We start from the raw sequence: 17764 nt of genomic DNA, 5'->3' as shown, positions 1-17764 counted from the left end.
GCGTATGGCACTGAAAAGAAGACATAAAATATCACCTAACTTCAGTATGGCGTCTATGACAGACATCATATTCCTGTTGCTGATATTCTTCATGATTACCTCTACCATGGTGTCGCCCAATGCCATCAAGGTATTGCTTCCGCAAGGCAGGCAGCAGACTTCGGCAAAGCCGCTTACGAGGGTAATCATTGACAAGAACCTGAACTTCTATACTGCTTTCGGCAATGAGGATGAAATGCCGATAGACTTGGAAGAACTGCCCGCATTCCTGCAAAGGTGTGCCGAGAAGGAACCCGATATGTATGTGGCTCTTTATGCGGATGAGGCTGTGCCTTACCGCGAAATAGTAAGGGTACTGAATATTGCTAATGAAAATCACTTCAAGATGGTGTTGGCTACACGTCCGCCTGAGAAGAAACGTTAAGCTGTAAGCATGAAGAAAAATAAGATAACAGGACTGATTGGTACGGCTGTACTGCATATACTTCTCCTTATCCTGCTGCTGGTGATTGCTATCCGCCGTCCGCAGGTTCAGGAAGAGGGGGGTGTTCCTGTTATGCTGGGAAATACAGAGCTTTCTCAAGGGAATGCCGACCCTTATACGCTGACGGATATAGATATAATGAATGAGCCTGAGGCTCCGGCTCCCGATGTATCTGAACCGGAAACGGTTCCTCCCGTTGAAACGAAAGAGGAAATCATCACGCAGACAGAAGAGGAAACGGTGGCAGTCCCTAAAAAGGAACCTAAAAAAGAAACCCCTAAAAAAGAAAAACCCAAGAAGGAAACTCCTAAAAAGGACGTACCGAAAAAGGAGGCGGTGAAGCCGAAAGAGAAGACTGAGGCCGAGAAACGCGCTGAAGCAGAAAAAGCGGCGGCTGAGAAGAAAGCGGCTGCCGAAAGGGCGGCAGCGGAAGCGGCGGCGAAGAAGATAGCCGGTGCTTTTGGCAAGGGAACTCAAATGGGAAATAAAGGAACCGGTACCACAGGCTCCGGTCTGGAGGGTAGTCCGACGGGAAACTCTTCGGAAGGGAAGTCCGGCGGAGTGGGCGGTTACGGAACATTTGACCTCAACGGACGTTCTTTGGGTAGTGGCGGTTTGCCGATGCCTGTCTATAATGTGCAGGATGAGGGACGGGTGGTAGTGACTATTACCGTAAATCCCGCAGGACAGGTGATAAGTACCAGTATCAACAAACGTACCAATACAGTAAACGCTTCGTTGCGGAAGGCGGCGGAAGAGGCCGCCCGTAAAGCACGCTTTAACCAAGTGGACGGAGTGAATAACCAGACAGGTACTATTACATATTACTTTAAACTGAAGTAGCTTATGAAAACAATTTATGTATTTTTGGCAGAAGGCTTCGAGGAAGTGGAGGCGCTGACCCCGGTAGATGTGTTGAGACGTGCAGGTTTGCCTGTGAAGACTGTTTCCGTAACAGGTGTGCTGACCGTAAACGGTGCGCATGGTGTTCCGGTAGTAGCCGATATGGTGTTTGAAGAAGTAAAAGAAGGGGATGCGGAGATGATTGTATTGCCTGGTGGTCTGCCCGGAGCGACAAATCTGGATGCTCACGAAGGTTTGGGCAAGTTGATTATGACATTTGCTGAAGCCGGACGTCCGTTGTCTGCCATCTGTGCCGCTCCGTTGGTATATGGAAAGCGTGGTTTGTTGAAAGGTAAGAAAGTAACTTGCTATCCGGGATTCGAAAAGTATCTGGAAGGTGCTGAGTATACGGCCGCTTTGGTAGAGAAAGACGGTAATTTTATTACCGGTAAAGGCCCCGGTGCCGCTATGGCATTCTCATTTGCCATTGCCGAGAAATATGTCGGTGCGGAAAAGGTGACAGAATTGAAGCAAGGGATGATGATTGCAGAATGAACAGGCATGTCATTATAGTTGCAGGAGGCAAAGGGTTGCGTATGGGAGGGGATATTCCCAAACAGTTTTTGCCTGTAGGGGGTAAACCTGTGTTGATGCGTACCATAGAGGCTTTTTACGCTTTTGATTCTTCTATGCATATTATATTAGTTCTTCCGGTGAGCCAGCAGGCTTACTGGAAAGATCTTTGTGAAACGTATCATTTTGCTTTGCGTCATGATATTGCCGATGGGGGCGAAACTCGTTTCCATTCTGTAAAGAATGGGTTGGCATACGTGAAGGGAGAAGGCTTGGTAGGTGTTCATGATGGCGTGCGTCCTTTTGTTTCCCGGGAAGTGATAGCCGGATGTTATGAGGCAGCGCAGACTAAGCAAGCGGTTATTCCTGTAATTGATGTGGTGGAAACCGTGCGTCATCTTACGAAGCCGGGAAGTGAAACGGTTCCGCGTAATGACTATAAACTGGTTCAGACTCCTCAGGTCTTTGAAGTGCAGTTGTTGAAAGAGGCATATCAACAGGAATATACGGATGCCTTTACTGATGATGCTTCTGTAGTGGAGGCGATGGGCAGGGAGGTCTGTCTGGTGCAGGGAAATAGAGAAAATATTAAATTAACCACCCCTTTTGATTTGAAAATAGCGGAAGTCTTAATTTGAAATGTTCGATATCACTACGCGTGACATAAAATATTTGCAAGGAGTAGGCCCGCAGCGTGCAACCGTCTTGAACAAGGAATTGAATCTTTTTTCCTTGCATGATTTGTTGTACTATTTTCCATATAAATATGTAGACCGCAGCCGCCTTTATTATATCCATGAAATAGACGGAAATATGCCTTATATCCAGTTGAAAGGCGAAATCCTCAGTTTTGAGACTTTGGGTGAGGGAAGACAGCGCAGACTTGTCGGTCATTTTTCTGATGGTACGGGCATCATTGATTTAGTCTGGTTTCAAGGAATTAAATATCTGCTAGAGCATTATAAGACCAGGACAGAGTATATTGTCTTTGGTAAACCGACCGTATTCAATGGCCGTATCAATGTGGCTCATCCCGATATGGACCCTTCAGGCGAACTTACCTTATCTACGATGGGGTTGCAGCCTTATTATAACACAACGGAAAGGATGAAGCGCGGTTTCTTGAACTCTCATGGGCTGGAGAAGTTGATGAAGAATGCGCTTGCCCTGCTACAGGAACCTCTTGCTGAAACATTGCCCCCTCGGTTAGTGGAGGAGCATCATTTAATGTCTTTGGATGAGGCCATCCGTAATATTCATTTCCCCAAGAATCCCGAATTGCTGCGGAAGGCCCAATATCGTTTGAAGTTTGAAGAGCTGTTCTATGTGCAGCTCAATATTCTACGTTACAGTAAAGACAGGCAGCGTAAATATCGGGGCCTGCGTTTTGAACGGGTGGGTGAGATCTTTAATACTTTTTATTCACAGAATCTTCCTTTTGAACTGACCGGAGCGCAAAAACGGGTGATAAAGGAGATAAGAAAAGATATGGGAAGCGGACGGCAGATGAACCGTTTGCTGCAAGGTGACGTGGGAAGTGGGAAAACATTGGTGGCCTTGATGTCCATGCTTATCGCACTGGATAATGGCTATCAGGCATGTATGATGGCTCCTACAGAGATTCTTGCCGCCCAACATTATGAAACCATTCGGAAATTCCTGTTTGGCATGGATGTGCGCGTGGAACTTTTAATGGGATCTGTCAAAGGAAAGAAGCGTGAGAAGATATTGAAGGATTTGCTGACGGGGGATGTTCAGATTCTTATAGGCACGCATGCCGTTTTGGAAGATACTGTGGGCTTTTCTTCTTTAGGAATGGTGATTATAGACGAGCAACATCGTTTCGGAGTGGCTCAGCGTGCCAAGTTATGGAGCAAGAATGTTTGTCCGCCTCATGTGCTGGTCATGACGGCTACCCCTATTCCCCGTACCTTGGCTATGACACTGTATGGTGATCTTGATGTATCAGTTATTGACGAATTGCCGCCGGGCCGTAAACCCATCCAGACTATCCATCAGTTTGACAATCGCCGTGCCAGTCTTTATGCTTCCATTCGCAAACAGATAGAAGAAGGGCGGCAAATCTATATTGTTTATCCTTTGATAAAGGAGAGTGAGAAAATGGATATCAAGAATCTGGAAGAGGGGTATGAACTGATTTGTGCGGAATTTCCCGATTGCCAGGTCAGCAAGGTGCATGGTAAGATGAAACCGGCGGAGAAGGATGCTGAGATGCAGCGTTTTGTCAGTGGTGAAACCCAGATTATGGTGGCCACTACAGTGATTGAGGTCGGGGTGAATGTCCCGAATGCCTCGGTGATGGTCATTGAAAACGCCGAACGTTTCGGACTTTCACAATTGCATCAGTTGCGTGGGCGTGTGGGACGTGGCGCTGATCAGTCTTATTGTATTTTGGTCACCACTTACAAACTGACCGAAGAAACTCGCAAGCGGCTTGAAATAATGGTACAGACCAATGATGGTTTCGAGATAGCGGAAGCCGATTTGAAGTTGCGCGGTCCCGGTGACTTGGAGGGAACCCAGCAGAGTGGTGTCGCTTTTGACTTGAAGATAGCCGATATTGCCCGTGACGGTCAATTATTGCAATATGTCCGTGATGTGGCAAATCGTATTGTAGATGAAGACCCTGCAGGAACTCGTCCGGAAAATGCTATTCTTTGGCAGCAATTGCAAGCATTGCGTAAAACAAATATAAATTGGGCGGCTATCTCTTAGTTTATGTTACTGCATTGTTAAAAGCAAGGATATATGTTGCATAACATGTTTGTAGCGTTTCCCCTTTATTTATAGAGGTTTCTGAACATTTTATCGAAGCATTGTATATAACTTACATACAAAAAGAGTTAAAGAAGTTCCTTCTTTCTCAAGGAAAATCTTTATCTTTGGAAGAATTTTTGGAAAAAGCACAGTATAAACCTTAAATGAACCCAATATTATGATGGAAAAAACGCTGGTTATTTTGAAACCTTGCACTCTGCAGAGGGGCTTGGTGGGTGAGATTATTAATAGATTTGAAAGAAAAGGCCTGCGTTTAGCCGGAATGAAAATGGTTCAGTTGACGGATGAAGTGCTTAGCGAACATTACGCTCATTTGAGTTCAAAGCCGTTCTTTCAGCGAGTGAAAGATGCAATGATGGTTTGTCCTGTTATTGTATGCTGCTTTGAAGGTGTGGACGCTGTCCAAGTAGTGAGAACATTAACCGGTCCTACTAACGGACGTCTGGCGGCTCCCGGTACTATCCGTGGAGATTACAGCATGAGCTTTCAGGAGAATATAGTTCATGCTTCCGATTCGCCGGAAACCGCTGAAGTGGAACTTAAACGATTTTTTAAACCAGAAGAGATATTCGAGTATAAGCAAGCCGTGTTCGGTTCCCTTTATGCTAATGACGAATATTAAAAAGAAAAACCTAAAAAAACGGATGATTTTGAAATGTGTTAAAGTAGTCGCAGCGGCAGCCTTCGCCCTGGTTAGCCTGAATGTGTCAGGACAGGATCTATTGGCACGCCAGGCACCTATCGACCGAAAATTGAAAGCAGTAGATTCTGTTGCATTGATTCGTCAGATAAAGGCGGAAAAGTCAGCTTATCCTGCATATAGTCTCTACCCTAATTGGAGTAACGAGCGTGTACACGCTTATGGTAATACTGTTACTATTCCTGATACATTCCGTATTGATATGACCGGTTTCCGTATGCCGACAGAACACACAAAAATAACTTCTAAATTTGGTCCCCGTCGTCGTCGTATGCACAATGGATTGGATATAAAAGTATATATAGGTGATACGATCCGTGCAGCTTTCAGTGGAAAGGTGCGTATGGTGAAGTATGAACGCCGCGGATATGGAAAATATGTGGTGATTCGTCACGAGAATGGATTGGAAACAGTATATGGTCACTTGTCAAAGCAGATTGTGGATGAGAACCAGTACGTAGAAGCAGGAGAACCTATCGGATTGGGTGGAAACACCGGACGTTCCACCGGGTCACATCTTCATTTTGAAACGCGTTTCTTGGGACAGGCCATTAATCCGGCATTGTTATTTGATTTTGAGAAACAGGATATTGTAGCCGATTCTTATTTGTTCAGAAAAGGTAATAACAGATACCAGCGTAACAGGACTAATAGTAAGAATGTGAATTTGCTTGCTTCATCAGATGGTACTATCCGTTACCATAAGGTAAGAAGTGGGGATACATTGAGCCGCATTGCACAGAAAACAGGTACATCTATTGATGCTTTATGCAAGTTGAACCACATTACCCGCAGAACTATTCTTCGTCCGGGACAAGTGTTAAGATGTTCTTAAGCTTTAGTTAATTAAGAAATATAAAATAGGGCGGGAAAGAGTATTCTTTTCCGCCTTTTTGTTTACGCTTAAGCAGAAAAATGCGTAACTTTGCCGCCTAATCATAGAGTGTGATGAAAGATACGAAACAACAATTTGAACATGTGATAGCTATTTGCCGTGATTTGTTTGCGAAAAAACTGCACGATTACGGTGCAGCATGGCGTATCATGCGCCCTTCATCTGTTACCGATCAGATATTTATCAAGGCAAACCGTATTCGTAGCATTGAAACCAAAGGGGTGGCGATGGTGGATGAAGGTATCCGTTCGGAGTTTATCGCTATTGTAAATTATGGAATAATCGGCTTGGTTCAATTGGAACTGGGATATGCTGAAACGGATGACATGACTGAAGAGCGTGCTTTGGAATTGTATGACCGGTATGCCAAACAGGCTTTGGAACTGATGTTGGCCAAAAATCATGATTATGACGAAGCGTGGCGCAGCATGCGTGTCAGTTCGTATACTGATTTGATTTTGATGAAAATCTATCGTACCAAGCAGATTGAAGGTCACGATGGAGCTACATTGGTATCAGAGGGCATTGATGCCAACTATATGGATATGATTAATTATTCTGTATTCGGATTGATCAAGTTGGAATTTGGAGAGTAAACAGTTACATAGTATCATTGGAATCTGGACAAACGCCTGCCGTTTTTTGCTGGCGGCAGTATTTATATTTTCCGGTTTTGTCAAAGCGGTAGATCCGCTGGGTACTCAATATAAAATTCAGGATTATTTGGAGGTTTTCGGTTGGGCTGCTTCGGTGCCTGCCTTTCTTCCGTTTCTGGCGTCTGTATTGCAGGCAATGGTCGAGTTTTGTTTAGGAGTATATCTTTTGTTTGGTATCCGCAGGAGAATGACCACCTTGTTTGTTGTGCTTATCATGGGGGTGATGACTCCGCTCACCTTATGGTTGGCTCTTTCCAATCCGATATCGGATTGTGGATGTTTCGGTGATGCTGTGACTTTGACTAATTGGGAAACTTTTGGGAAGAATGTACTTTTGTTGATAGCGGCGGTGTCCGTTTTTAAATGGGGAAACCGTATAACTCCTTTGGTGACCAAGCGTTTCGATTGGTTGGTGGCTATGTATACGTTTCTCTATATTTCGGGGATGACTTTGTATTGTTACCGTGAGTTGCCTGTCTTTGATTTCCGCCCTTATCATATCGGGGCAGATATACGTAAAGGGATGGAAATTCCGGAAGGAGAGAAGCCTACTGTTTATGAGACCCGTTTTATTCTTCAAAAAGATGGAGTGGAGAAAGAGTTTACATTAGAAAATTATCCCGATAGCACATGGACTTTTGTGGATTCCAAAACGATGGTGAAGGAACAAGGATACGAACCGCCTGTTCATGACTTTTCCATTATTCGTCAAGAAGACGGGGAAGATATAACCGATGAAGTACTGGATGATGATAATTATACCTTTCTGTTGGTGGCGCATCAGCTGAGCCAGGCGGATGATAGTACCATTGACCTGATAAATGAACTGTATGATTATAGTGTGGAGCATGGATATCAATTCTATTGTCTTACCTCATCACCCGATAGTGATATTGAAGACTGGCAGGAGCGTACGGGAGCCGAGTATCCTTTCTGCCTGATGGATGACATTACACTGAAAACCATGATACGCTCTAATCCCGGACTGATGTTGCTGAAGAACGGAGTGGTTATAAACAAGTGGAGTGTGAATAGTCTGCCCGATGAATATGTGCTGACCGACAGGCTGGAAAAACTGCCTTTGGCACAAATCAATGAAAAGACTTTCAGTCATAAAGTGGTGCTGGTATTGGCATGGTTTGTCTTTCCGTTGTTGTTTTTCAGCATGGTGGATGTCATTTGGGAGCATTTTCATAGGAAAAAGAAATTGAAAGAGAATCGAACAAAATAATTTCATTAACCCTTTAATAAAACAAACAAAATGAGAAAAAACATTGTTGCAGGAAACTGGAAAATGAACAAGAACCTTCAGGAAGGTATTGCTCTGGCAAAAGAATTGAATGAAGCTTTGGCTGCTGACAAACCTAATTGTGATGTGGTAATCTGTACTCCGTTTATTCACTTGGCTTCTGTTACTCCTATTGTTGACAAGGCTGTAATTGGTGTAGGTGCAGAAAACTGTGCAGATAAAGTATCAGGTGCATATACCGGTGAGGTTTCTGCTGAAATGGTAGCTTCTACAGGTGCTGAATATGTAATTCTGGGTCACTCGGAACGTCGTGCTTACTATCACGAAACTGTGGAAATCCTGGAAGAAAAAGTTAAATTGGCTTTGGCTAATAACTTGAAGCCTATCTTCTGCATCGGTGAGGTATTGGAAGAGCGTGAAGCTAACAAACAAAATGAAGTGGTTGCTGCTCAGTTGGCATCGGTATTCTCTTTGTCTGCCGAAGATTTTAGTAAGATTATCTTGGCTTACGAACCGGTTTGGGCTATTGGTACAGGTAAGACTGCTACTGCTGAACAGGCTCAGGAAATCCACGCGTTTATCCGTTCTTTGATTGCCGACAAGTATGGTAAAGAAGTTGCTGATAATACTTCAATCCTTTATGGTGGAAGCTGCAAGCCTTCTAATGCTAAAGAATTGTTTGCTAACCCTGACGTAGACGGTGGCTTGATTGGTGGTGCTGCTTTGAAAGTTGTTGACTTCAAAGGCATTATCGATGCATTCAAATAATTAATTTCATCACAGATTACTCAAGCTTACACAGATAAAGAATCATAAAATCGTCTGTGGAAATCTGAGTAATCTGTGATGATTTACTTAAATTCATAAAACGACATGAGATACATTTTTATCCTACTCTTTTTGAGTCTCGGACTTTCCGCTTTGGCACAGCAGAACATAGTAGAAAGCTTGCAGCGTAACCGTGCCGGAGAAGGTACTGTAACCATCCGTCAAGATCCTAAAATAACAGGCTTGATTGGTAGTATCTATACAGGAAATGTTACGGGAGGTGAGCAGAAAATGTTGAAAGCCAGAGGGTATCGGGTTCAGGTCTATGCAGGAAATAATTCGCGGGTGGCTCGTAATGAAGCTAATAATGTGGCTGCCAAGGTGAAAGAGGAGTTTCCCGATATGCCTGTCTATGCCTATTTCCAGCCTCCTCGTTGGCTGTGTCGTGTAGGTGATTTCCGCAGTATTGAGGAAGCGGATGCCGCCATGCGCCGTCTGAAGGCTACCGGTGTTTTTAAAGAAGTATCTATTGTTCGTGAACAAATTAATATTCCCCTGGACTAATAACATGGAAGAACTATTGCATCCCGAATGGTCAGCAGAGAAAATTGAACAGTTGAAAGGCCATTATCAGAGTATTTTATCCCTATTGGGTGAAGATGTAGAAAGAGAAGGATTGCTGAAAACTCCTGAGCGCGTAGCCAAAGCTATGCTGACATTGACACGCGGTTATGAACAAGATCCGCATGCCATTTTGTTGGGAGCTAAATTCAAAGAAGAGTATAGTCAGATGGTTATCGTGAAAGATATTGATTTCTTCTCTTTGTGCGAACACCATATGCTTCCGTTTTATGGAAAGGCACATGTTGCTTATATTCCCAATGGTTATATCACCGGTTTGAGTAAGATTGCCCGGGTAGTGGATGTGTTTTCTCATCGGTTGCAGGTACAGGAACGTATGACACTGCAAATAAAAGAATGTATTCAGGAAACCTTGAATCCGCTGGGAGTGATGGTAGTGGTCGAAGCCAAGCACATGTGCATGCAGATGCGCGGGGTGGAGAAACAAAATGCCATTACTACTACTTCTGATTTCACTGGTGCGTTTAACCAGGCTAAAACACGTGAGGAATTTATGAATTTGATACGGCATAACCGATAAGGAGTTATGCCTTTATTTTAGTACTACCCGGTCGCCGGCACGCTTGGCCATAATTTTTTGTAATTCACTTAATTCTTTAAAGTGGGCCATAACTTCAAGGCATTTATCGGCATTGGCTACTACTTCAGGTTTGTTCAATGCTTGTAGCGTATATTTCATATCCTCTTCTAATATGGCAAGTTTGAAGTCGATAAGTTGGTGCGGTACCAATTCGTGTAAGCGTTCTTCATCTTTAACCATCGCTTGTGAATTGCTTTTACTCAGTTGGTAACGATCATTTATCATATCTGCCGCCAGTTTGCTGATTGTAGGATCGGGATGAGCCAGAAAATAACGCTCTGCCGTGAAGTTGGGGTCATGCAGATGAGCTTCTGCTTCTGCCAGTATTTTCCGGTGCAACGGATTATGGAACTGTAATTCATCCTGTTTCAAATCCATAGAAATATATTCTATCACAGTAAGAGGAGTTTCCGTATTTTCTTCCGTTTCTACATAGCACATGACTTTCTCTCCGTGGCGTATCAAAGTTTGAAGCAGTAACTGCTCTTTTACATAAAAAACGTACTTTTCCCGTCCTTCTTGGGGAATATACGATTGATATCCCGCTTCTGCTTCTGCAGGAGGAAACGGAGGGGGAACATTATCATCCACCCCTAGGGGGGGCATATCGGCAGGAGGTATGCTGCCGGCAGGAAAAGGAGTATCCGCTGGAGGCAGAGAGCCGGTAGTGGCGGATGCGTCTTTTTCTTTCTTGATTTGTTCCAGATAGTTATCATCCCGTTGAAGCAGATGCTTTTTGATCTCGTCTAAAATAATTTGCTCGTTTACGTTCAAGAGGGTAGCACATTCTGTCAAGCAGGTATATCGAATTACTTTATCCGGAATCAGTCCGATACTTCGTGCCATGTCCGATATCAATCCGGCCCGTTTGATGGGGTCCCTTTGTGCGTCTTTTAGTAAAAGGTTGGTCTTGAAACGGATAAAGTTCTCTTCGTGATCATCAATGTATTTTCTGAATTCCGTGGCATTGTGTTTTCTGGAAAAACTATCGGGATCATCTCCGTCAGGCAGAAGCAGCACTTTGATATTCATGCCTTCTGCAAGTAACATATCGATGCCTCGGATACTTGCTTTTATACCGGCTTCGTCACCATCATATAATAAGGTGATATTGGAGGTGAAGCGGTGTAGCAACCGGATTTGTTGTTCGCTCAATGCTGTACCCGAGTTGGCCACCACATTCTCCAGCCCGCACTGGTGCATGGCAATTACATCGGTGTATCCTTCTACCATGTAAACACAGTCGGCTTTTACAATGGCAGCTTTAGCCTGATAAATGCCATATAGTTCTTTTCGTTTACTGAAGATTTCGGATTCGGGCGAATTGACGTATTTTTGGTTTACTCCCTTGGTACGGCTGTCCAGTACACGTCCGCCGAAGCCAAGCACTTTTCCGCTGATGTTAAACCATGGAAATATCACACGTCCCCAAAAACGGTCGCGTAAACTGCCATCTTCTTTTTCGTAGCATAGTCCGGTCTTGAGCAAAAATTCTTTTTTATATCCTTTTCGCATGGCTTCTTGTGCCAATGCGTCAGGAGCGGTAGTGCTGTATCCCAATTGGAATTTCTTGACAATATCGTCACGGATGCCCCGTTGGCGGAAATAAGACATGGCAATGGCTTTTCCGTCAGCGTGATTGTAGAGGATATTTTGAAAATAATCGCGGGCAAACTCATTGACAACAAAGAGACTTTCCCGTATATTTTGTACTTGTTTCTCCTCATCGGTCAATTCGCGTTCCTTTATTTCTATATTGTATTTCTTTGCCAGCCAGCGTAGTGCTTCGGGATAGGTCATCTGCTCGTGTTCCATAACGAAATGGACAGCATTTCCACCTTTGCCACAGGCGAAGCATTTGCATAATCCTTTGGCCGGTGATACATAGAATGAAGGGGTTTTGTCATCATGGAATGGACAAAGTCCGACAAAATTCACACCGCGTTTCCGCAGAGTGACAAACTCGGATACCACATCTACAATTTGTGCGGCATCCAGTATCCGGTCTATGGTGGGTTGGTCTATCATTGCGAGTGCGAAGATACAAAAAAAACATCGCCAAGGGTGAACCCGGCGATGTTTTTAACGGAATATTGTAATCAGAATTATTTAATATAAGGATTCAGTTTGTTCCATTCGGAAACTGGAGGAAGTACTCCCATAGCAATCACTTCATCACGCAAAGCACAAAGGTGTGCATAACTTTTTTCTAATGCGGCTTCTTCTTCGGGCGTGCCTTTCACTTCTTTTAAGTGGCAGCCATCCTTGGTGATGGAAGTTTCCCAGGCCATCATGATATGGTCGAACTTACCATTGGATACGTAAGTTCCTGCAGGCCAGCGGAATGGTTTTCCTCCCATAGCGGCGGCAATCATTTCGATAGAAACATAGGACGGGCTTTGGAAAGAAGAGCGGCCGCGCAGGTTGATGATGTTTGCACCGCCTTTAGTTACTTTTTGTTGTATTTCGGTCCATTGTTCTTTTGTCAAAGCATCAGTGCCGATGATATCAAGTAATGCTTTTCCGTTTACTTTAGCGGTAGAAGCATAAACAGCCATCTGCTCACCATGACCGCCATACGTGCGGCAGTTTTCTACGTTATCCATAGCGATGCCGAAATGCTTGGACAATTCGCTGCGCAAGCGTGTAGAGTCAAGAGCGGCAAGGGTTGTAACTTGTGATGGTTTCAAACCTGAATATAATAAGGTGATCAGACCGGTGATATCAGCCGGATTGAAAATAACCACGATATGTTTTACGTCCGGACAGTAGGCCTTTACATTTTTTCCGAATTCTTCAGCGATGGCTGCGTTTCCTTTCAGCAAGTCTTCACGGGTCATGCCGGCTTTACGTGCCGCACCACCTGAGTTTACAATATATTTAGCATCGGTCAAAGCTTCCTTGATATCGGAAGTGAATGTGATGTTCATGCCTTCGAAACCGCAATGGTATAGTTCTTCTGCCACACCTTCCAGACCGGGAGCGTATGGGTCATACAAACAAATATTGGGAGTAAGACCCATCATGATAGCAGTTTGAGCCATGTTCGATCCAATCATTCCGGCAGCGCCTACGATTGTCAGCTTTTCATTCGTTACAAATTCCATAATTCTATTATTTAAAGTTTGTATAATATAAACACTTTTGTGGGAGAGGATGTTCTCTCTTCCGGGTACAAATTTACAAAACCTTTTATTATGGTGTTTATTCTAAAAAATTATATGGGATAATAGAAAGTTATCCCATATAATCATCTTGGGATGGTAAGTTCCAGAATACTTGTCAATCAAGATGTTAAACAGTATTTATTCAAACAGGTTTGTGGATGTGACAAATAATGATATGATTTGTTATGTATTGATGTTTATATAGCTTTTTAATGCGTCTACATATTCTTCAAAGGCTTCAAGCCCTTTTAGTGTAATCTTACAAATGGTACAAGGCATTTTTCCCTTGAAAGTCTTGATGACTTCTACATAGCCAGCCTTGTTCAGCTTGTCTATTTGCACACTCAGATTACCTGCCGTCGCTCCTGTCTGTTGTTTCAGATAGCTGAACTCGGCCTCTTCCACTGAAACCAGTATGGACATCACGGCAAGTCTCAGTTCGGAATGTAGTAATGGATTCAATTCTTTGAACATAGGCGCAAAGTTACGATTTTTTTTGTTTACGGGCAGCATGATTCAATACATGTCCCGGAATAACCATCATGAAAATAAAGACAGGAGCGAAGATTAATATCTGGTTTGGACCTGGATAAAAAAGGCATCCGATGGAGCTTAACGCTCCCAGTGTGCCGCAAATAGTGACAGTTTTATAACCTACCACCAGTCCTGTTAGTGTAGTCCCCATGCCCATCAGCAGAAGGATTATGAACAGGATGGGAAGTTGCCAGAAAAACATGGCGAGCATGGATATCAGAAAGCCGGTTATGCCGAATACCAACCAAATATAATTGATTACTTTGTCCAAATGAGTCTTGATACCCGGCTGCTGATTACGTGTAGAGAGGTAAGTTCCTGTTCCTGCGATGATAGGGAGTAAGAACCATAGGTATTGCCAATAATAATTTCCGGTAGTTACTACCAGAAACCAGATCAGCAGGCTGACAAAGAGGGTGGTATATCCCCAAAAGAGGAATGGCATGCCACAATTGGTTTCTAGCCTGTTTTTTGTATTCTGAATCATTTGAGCGATGAGTTCCAAACTCTCTTTCTCATTCAATTTTCTTTCTTCCATACTGTTTTTTCTTTTTAGTTTGTGATTGATTAATATTTGATGCTTTTTTCTATGGCTGTCATCAGCAAGCTGATTCCCCAGCCTGCTATCACCCATAGTACCCACCAGTAGTGTGGACTGGTAAACCAGTTTATAGCTATAAGAAACAGGTTTATTACCACATAATAGACTAATGACCAAGTGAGCCAATTCCAAAAATGACGGGCACTTTGCCGGCATGCTGCTTCGATTTGTTCCTGGGTTGGAACTGTCTTTTCGTTGTTTTGGTTTGTTTTCATAGGCTTTATTTCTTACTTATGGTGATATAAAGTTAGTGGTCTGTGCTATACTTTCAGTAGCAAATCTCGGAATAGCTAGTGTGGCACATGCTAGGATAGTGGCACGCTTCTTGTAAAATATTGTGTTTGTTTTCATTGTTATGATGCTTTATAGGTTGAATGACAAAAGTTTATTTTACTTAAATACTTTACAAATGTAATATAGTTTATAATATAAACCAAATTATTATAGAACTTTTTTCAAATAATAATTATCAAGTGTGTATGTGCGGTAGAGGGGGAGGTGCAAAATATGTAGTCTTCTTTATGAATTTTACATTCAGACTCTGGTTGGCACGTACTTGAATAAGGACATTCTTCTCTGCTTTTTCTTTCCTGGAGTTTTTCAGCAGTGGCAATAGCTTTTGAAAACTCACTTGTGTGTGTTGTGTATATCGTACTGCGTTTTTCGTAGCTGTTTTCCTGTCCATTCCTTGCCCTGCCCTAGCTTGCGGTGTCCGGTTGTCCTTCGGATTTGCTTCTTTTCCGTCTTTTCTTGTTTTCCGTCTGCTGTTTTCGTATGGGCCCCTTCCTTTTTTCCGTCCTTATACGCGCGTGCGAATATTATAATGTGTGTGTCTTTTTCCTCCGGTGTCCTCCGTTATAAAAACATGCTTTGTAACACATCTGTTATTCAGAGTATTACAAAAAAGTTTCAGGAAATCCGTATAATTTTTCCTTCGTATGTTTGCTGGTAATCGTTAAAAGGTCTACCTTTGCATCCGCAATCGAGAGAGATGCGGCACTTCAGACAGTGTGTGACTGACTTGGTGAAACAAACGTAGGAGAGTTTTCCTTGACAGTGTCTGCACCCAGTATCTTACCTTAGCGGGGCTAAGGGAGCGAGAACGGATAAGACGTGGGGAGGATGGACGTCCCGCCTTTTATGGAAGTTTCGAAAAAAAACTTTTTCAAAAAAAACTTTCGAAAACATTTGGCGGTTACGATAAAATCTCTTACCTTTGCATCCGCTTTCGGAAACGATGGCAAAACATAAATGAGAGTTCTTTGAAAGATTTAAGATAAACAAACAAGTAGTACAAGCCGGTGCACCGTATGTGATATATATATATGGTGTACGGAAAAAACAAGAACCGTCAATATTGATATTGATAGATTTGGAATCCTTGAGCAGATTATCAACTGAATAGTTGGAAAAAGATATTATTACAATGAAGAGTTTGATCCTGGCTCAGGATGAACGCTAGCTACAGGCTTAACACATGCAAGTCGAGGGGCAGCATGGTCTTAGCTTGCTAAGGCCGATGGCGACCGGCGCACGGGTGAGTAACACGTATCCAACCTGCCGTCTACTCTTGGACAGCCTTCTGAAAGGAAGATTAATACAAGATGGCATCATGAGTCCGCATGTTCACATGATTAAAGGTATTCCGGTAGACGATGGGGATGCGTTCCATTAGATAGTAGGCGGGGTAACGGCCCACCTAGTCTTCGATGGATAGGGGTTCTGAGAGGAAGGTCCCCCACATTGGAACTGAGACACGGTCCAAACTCCTACGGGAGGCAGCAGTGAGGAATATTGGTCAATGGGCGAGAGCCTGAACCAGCCAAGTAGCGTGAAGGATGACTGCCCTATGGGTTGTAAACTTCTTTTATAAAGGAATAAAGTCGGGTATGGATACCCGTTTGCATGTACTTTATGAATAAGGATCGGCTAACTCCGTGCCAGCAGCCGCGGTAATACGGAGGATCCGAGCGTTATCCGGATTTATTGGGTTTAAAGGGAGCGTAGATGGATGTTTAAGTCAGTTGTGAAAGTTTGCGGCTCAACCGTAAAATTGCAGTTGATACTGGATATCTTGAGTGCAGTTGAGGCAGGCGGAATTCGTGGTGTAGCGGTGAAATGCTTAGATATCACGAAGAACTCCGATTGCGAAGGCAGCCTGCTAAGCTGCAACTGACATTGAGGCTCGAAAGTGTGGGTATCAAACAGGATTAGATACCCTGGTAGTCCACACGGTAAACGATGAATACTCGCTGTTTGCGATATACTGCAAGCGGCCAAGCGAAAGCGTTAAGTATTCCACCTGGGGAGTACGCCGGCAACGGTGAAACTCAAAGGAATTGACGGGGGCCCGCACAAGCGGAGGAACATGTGGTTTAATTCGATGATACGCGAGGAACCTTACCCGGGCTTAAATTGCAGATGAATTACGGTGAAAGCCGTAAGCCGCAAGGCATCTGTGAAGGTGCTGCATGGTTGTCGTCAGCTCGTGCCGTGAGGTGTCGGCTTAAGTGCCATAACGAGCGCAACCCTTGTTGTCAGTTACTAACAGGTTCCGCTGAGGACTCTGACAAGACTGCCATCGTAAGATGTGAGGAAGGTGGGGATGACGTCAAATCAGCACGGCCCTTACGTCCGGGGCTACACACGTGTTACAATGGGGGGTACAGAGGGCCGCTACCACGCGAGTGGATGCCAATCCCCAAAACCTCTCTCAGTTCGGACTGGAGTCTGCAACCCGACTCCACGAAGCTGGATTCGCTAGTAATCGCGCATCAGCCACGGCGCGGTGAATACGTTCCCGGGCCTTGTACACACCGCCCGTCAAGCCATGGGAGCCGGGGGTACCTGAAGTGCGTAACCGCGAGGAGCGCCCTAGGGTAAAACTGGTGACTGGGGCTAAGTCGTAACAAGGTAGCCGTACCGGAAGGTGCGGCTGGAACACCTCCTTTCTGGAGAGGACGAAAGATCGATAAGGTTTTTGTTCTTGTACTGCTGGTGTTGTTTATTCAAGATATGATTCCGTAATGATACGGAAGAGAGAAAGTAAGAAGCCGGGTCTAATTAAACAGACTAGGTTGAACTTAGTCCTATAGCTCAGTTGGTTAGAGCGCTACACTGATAATGTAGAGGTCGGCAGTTCAACTCTGCCTGGGACTACGAACGGAATCAAGTTCGGGGGATTAGCTCAGCTGGCTAGAGCATCTGCCTTGCACGCAGAGGGTCAACGGTTCGAATCCGTTATTCTCCACTCCATCGGAAACGTAAGAAACG

General features: G+C 44.0%; 17 protein-coding genes, 2 tRNA genes and 1 rRNA gene. 15 read left to right on the top strand and 5 right to left on the bottom strand.

Annotated elements, in window-relative coordinates; translation table 11 throughout:
• Window positions 1-4 precede the first annotated feature (4 nt).
• The 12 genes from BVU_RS02435 to folE all read left to right on the top strand — a co-directional run bounded on the left by BVU_RS02435 (window position 5) and on the right by folE (window position 10129).
• On the top strand, window positions 5-424 hold the full coding sequence (locus BVU_RS02435) for an ExbD/TolR family protein (protein WP_008781468.1): 420 nt from the start codon (window positions 5-7) through the stop codon (window positions 422-424).
• A 9-nt stretch (window positions 425-433) separates the two neighbouring features.
• A complete protein-coding gene (locus BVU_RS02430) occupies window positions 434-1327 on the top strand; it encodes a TonB family protein (RefSeq protein ID WP_005840785.1) in 894 nt (297 codons plus the stop codon).
• A gap of 3 nt (window positions 1328-1330) precedes the next feature.
• Entirely contained in the window at window positions 1331-1882 is a 552-nt protein-coding gene (locus BVU_RS02425; protein WP_005840787.1) for a DJ-1 family glyoxalase III, read from the top strand.
• Window positions 1879-2538 (top strand): 2-C-methyl-D-erythritol 4-phosphate cytidylyltransferase, encoded by a 660-nt coding sequence (locus BVU_RS02420; protein WP_005840789.1) that lies wholly within the window; start codon window positions 1879-1881, stop codon window positions 2536-2538. Before BVU_RS02425 ends, BVU_RS02420 begins: the two co-directional genes overlap by 4 nt.
• 1 nt (window position 2539) lies before the next feature.
• Window positions 2540-4636 carry an ATP-dependent DNA helicase RecG gene (recG, locus tag BVU_RS02415; protein WP_005840791.1) on the top strand — a complete coding sequence of 699 codons (2097 nt, stop codon included), beginning with the start codon at window positions 2540-2542 and terminating at the stop codon, window positions 4634-4636.
• Between the two features lie 220 nt (window positions 4637-4856).
• Window positions 4857-5321: a nucleoside-diphosphate kinase gene (gene ndk, locus BVU_RS02410; protein ID WP_005840793.1), complete on the top strand. Its 465-nt coding sequence runs from the start codon at window positions 4857-4859 to the stop codon at window positions 5319-5321.
• Between the two features lie 22 nt (window positions 5322-5343).
• Window positions 5344-6234, top strand: a complete 891-nt coding sequence (locus BVU_RS02405; RefSeq protein WP_005840796.1) for a M23 family metallopeptidase — start codon at window positions 5344-5346, stop codon at window positions 6232-6234.
• 113 nt (window positions 6235-6347) lie between these two features.
• On the top strand, window positions 6348-6890 hold the full coding sequence (locus tag BVU_RS02400) for a DUF1599 domain-containing protein (protein ID WP_005840798.1): 543 nt from the start codon (window positions 6348-6350) through the stop codon (window positions 6888-6890).
• Entirely contained in the window at window positions 6880-8181 is a 1302-nt protein-coding gene (locus BVU_RS22645; protein ID WP_011964759.1) for a BT_3928 family protein, read from the top strand. Before BVU_RS02400 ends, BVU_RS22645 begins: the two co-directional genes overlap by 11 nt.
• 30 nt (window positions 8182-8211) lie before the next feature.
• The gene (gene tpiA / locus BVU_RS22640) at window positions 8212-8967 is read left to right on the top strand and encodes a triose-phosphate isomerase (RefSeq protein ID WP_005840803.1); all 756 of its coding nucleotides are present in this window, start codon (window positions 8212-8214) and stop codon (window positions 8965-8967) included.
• A 105-nt stretch (window positions 8968-9072) separates the two neighbouring features.
• Complete coding sequence (locus tag BVU_RS02385) at window positions 9073-9531, top strand: SPOR domain-containing protein (RefSeq protein ID WP_005840806.1); 459 nt, start codon at window positions 9073-9075, stop codon at window positions 9529-9531.
• Window positions 9532-9535: 4 nt separating this feature from the next.
• Window positions 9536-10129, top strand: a complete 594-nt coding sequence (gene folE, locus BVU_RS02380; protein WP_005840808.1) for a GTP cyclohydrolase I FolE — start codon at window positions 9536-9538, stop codon at window positions 10127-10129.
• Window positions 10130-10141: 12 nt separating this feature from the next.
• Here folE and dnaG read toward each other — a convergent pair whose 3' ends face one another.
• From dnaG to BVU_RS02355, 5 genes are all read right to left on the bottom strand, one after another.
• Entirely contained in the window at window positions 10142-12217 is a 2076-nt protein-coding gene (gene dnaG / locus BVU_RS02375) for a DNA primase (RefSeq protein ID WP_005840811.1), read from the bottom strand.
• 77 nt (window positions 12218-12294) lie between these two features.
• Window positions 12295-13296 carry a malate dehydrogenase gene (locus BVU_RS02370; RefSeq protein ID WP_005840814.1) on the bottom strand — a complete coding sequence of 334 codons (1002 nt, stop codon included), beginning with the start codon at window positions 13294-13296 and terminating at the stop codon, window positions 12295-12297.
• Window positions 13297-13539: 243 nt separating this feature from the next.
• Entirely contained in the window at window positions 13540-13830 is a 291-nt protein-coding gene (locus tag BVU_RS02365; RefSeq protein ID WP_005840816.1) for a winged helix-turn-helix domain-containing protein, read from the bottom strand.
• A 10-nt stretch (window positions 13831-13840) separates the two neighbouring features.
• Window positions 13841-14428, bottom strand: a complete 588-nt coding sequence (locus BVU_RS02360; protein ID WP_005840819.1) for a hypothetical protein — start codon at window positions 14426-14428, stop codon at window positions 13841-13843.
• A 29-nt stretch (window positions 14429-14457) separates the two neighbouring features.
• On the bottom strand, window positions 14458-14706 hold the full coding sequence (locus tag BVU_RS02355) for a 2TM domain-containing protein (RefSeq protein WP_005840821.1): 249 nt from the start codon (window positions 14704-14706) through the stop codon (window positions 14458-14460).
• 1208 nt (window positions 14707-15914) lie between these two features.
• Between BVU_RS02355 and BVU_RS02350 the strand changes: the two genes are divergently transcribed.
• The 3 genes from BVU_RS02350 (at window position 15915) to BVU_RS02340 (ending at window position 17741) form a co-directional block, all read left to right on the top strand.
• A 16S ribosomal RNA gene (locus BVU_RS02350) occupies window positions 15915-17442 on the top strand.
• A 134-nt stretch (window positions 17443-17576) separates the two neighbouring features.
• A tRNA-Ile gene (locus tag BVU_RS02345) sits at window positions 17577-17650 on the top strand.
• A 17-nt stretch (window positions 17651-17667) separates the two neighbouring features.
• Window positions 17668-17741 (top strand) — tRNA-Ala (locus BVU_RS02340).
• Window positions 17742-17764 lie beyond the last annotated feature (23 nt).

This window comes from Phocaeicola vulgatus ATCC 8482 (assembly GCF_000012825.1).
Lineage (GTDB): Bacteria > Bacteroidota > Bacteroidia > Bacteroidales > Bacteroidaceae > Phocaeicola > Phocaeicola vulgatus.
This window is presented reverse-complemented; position numbering and strand designations above follow the sequence as displayed.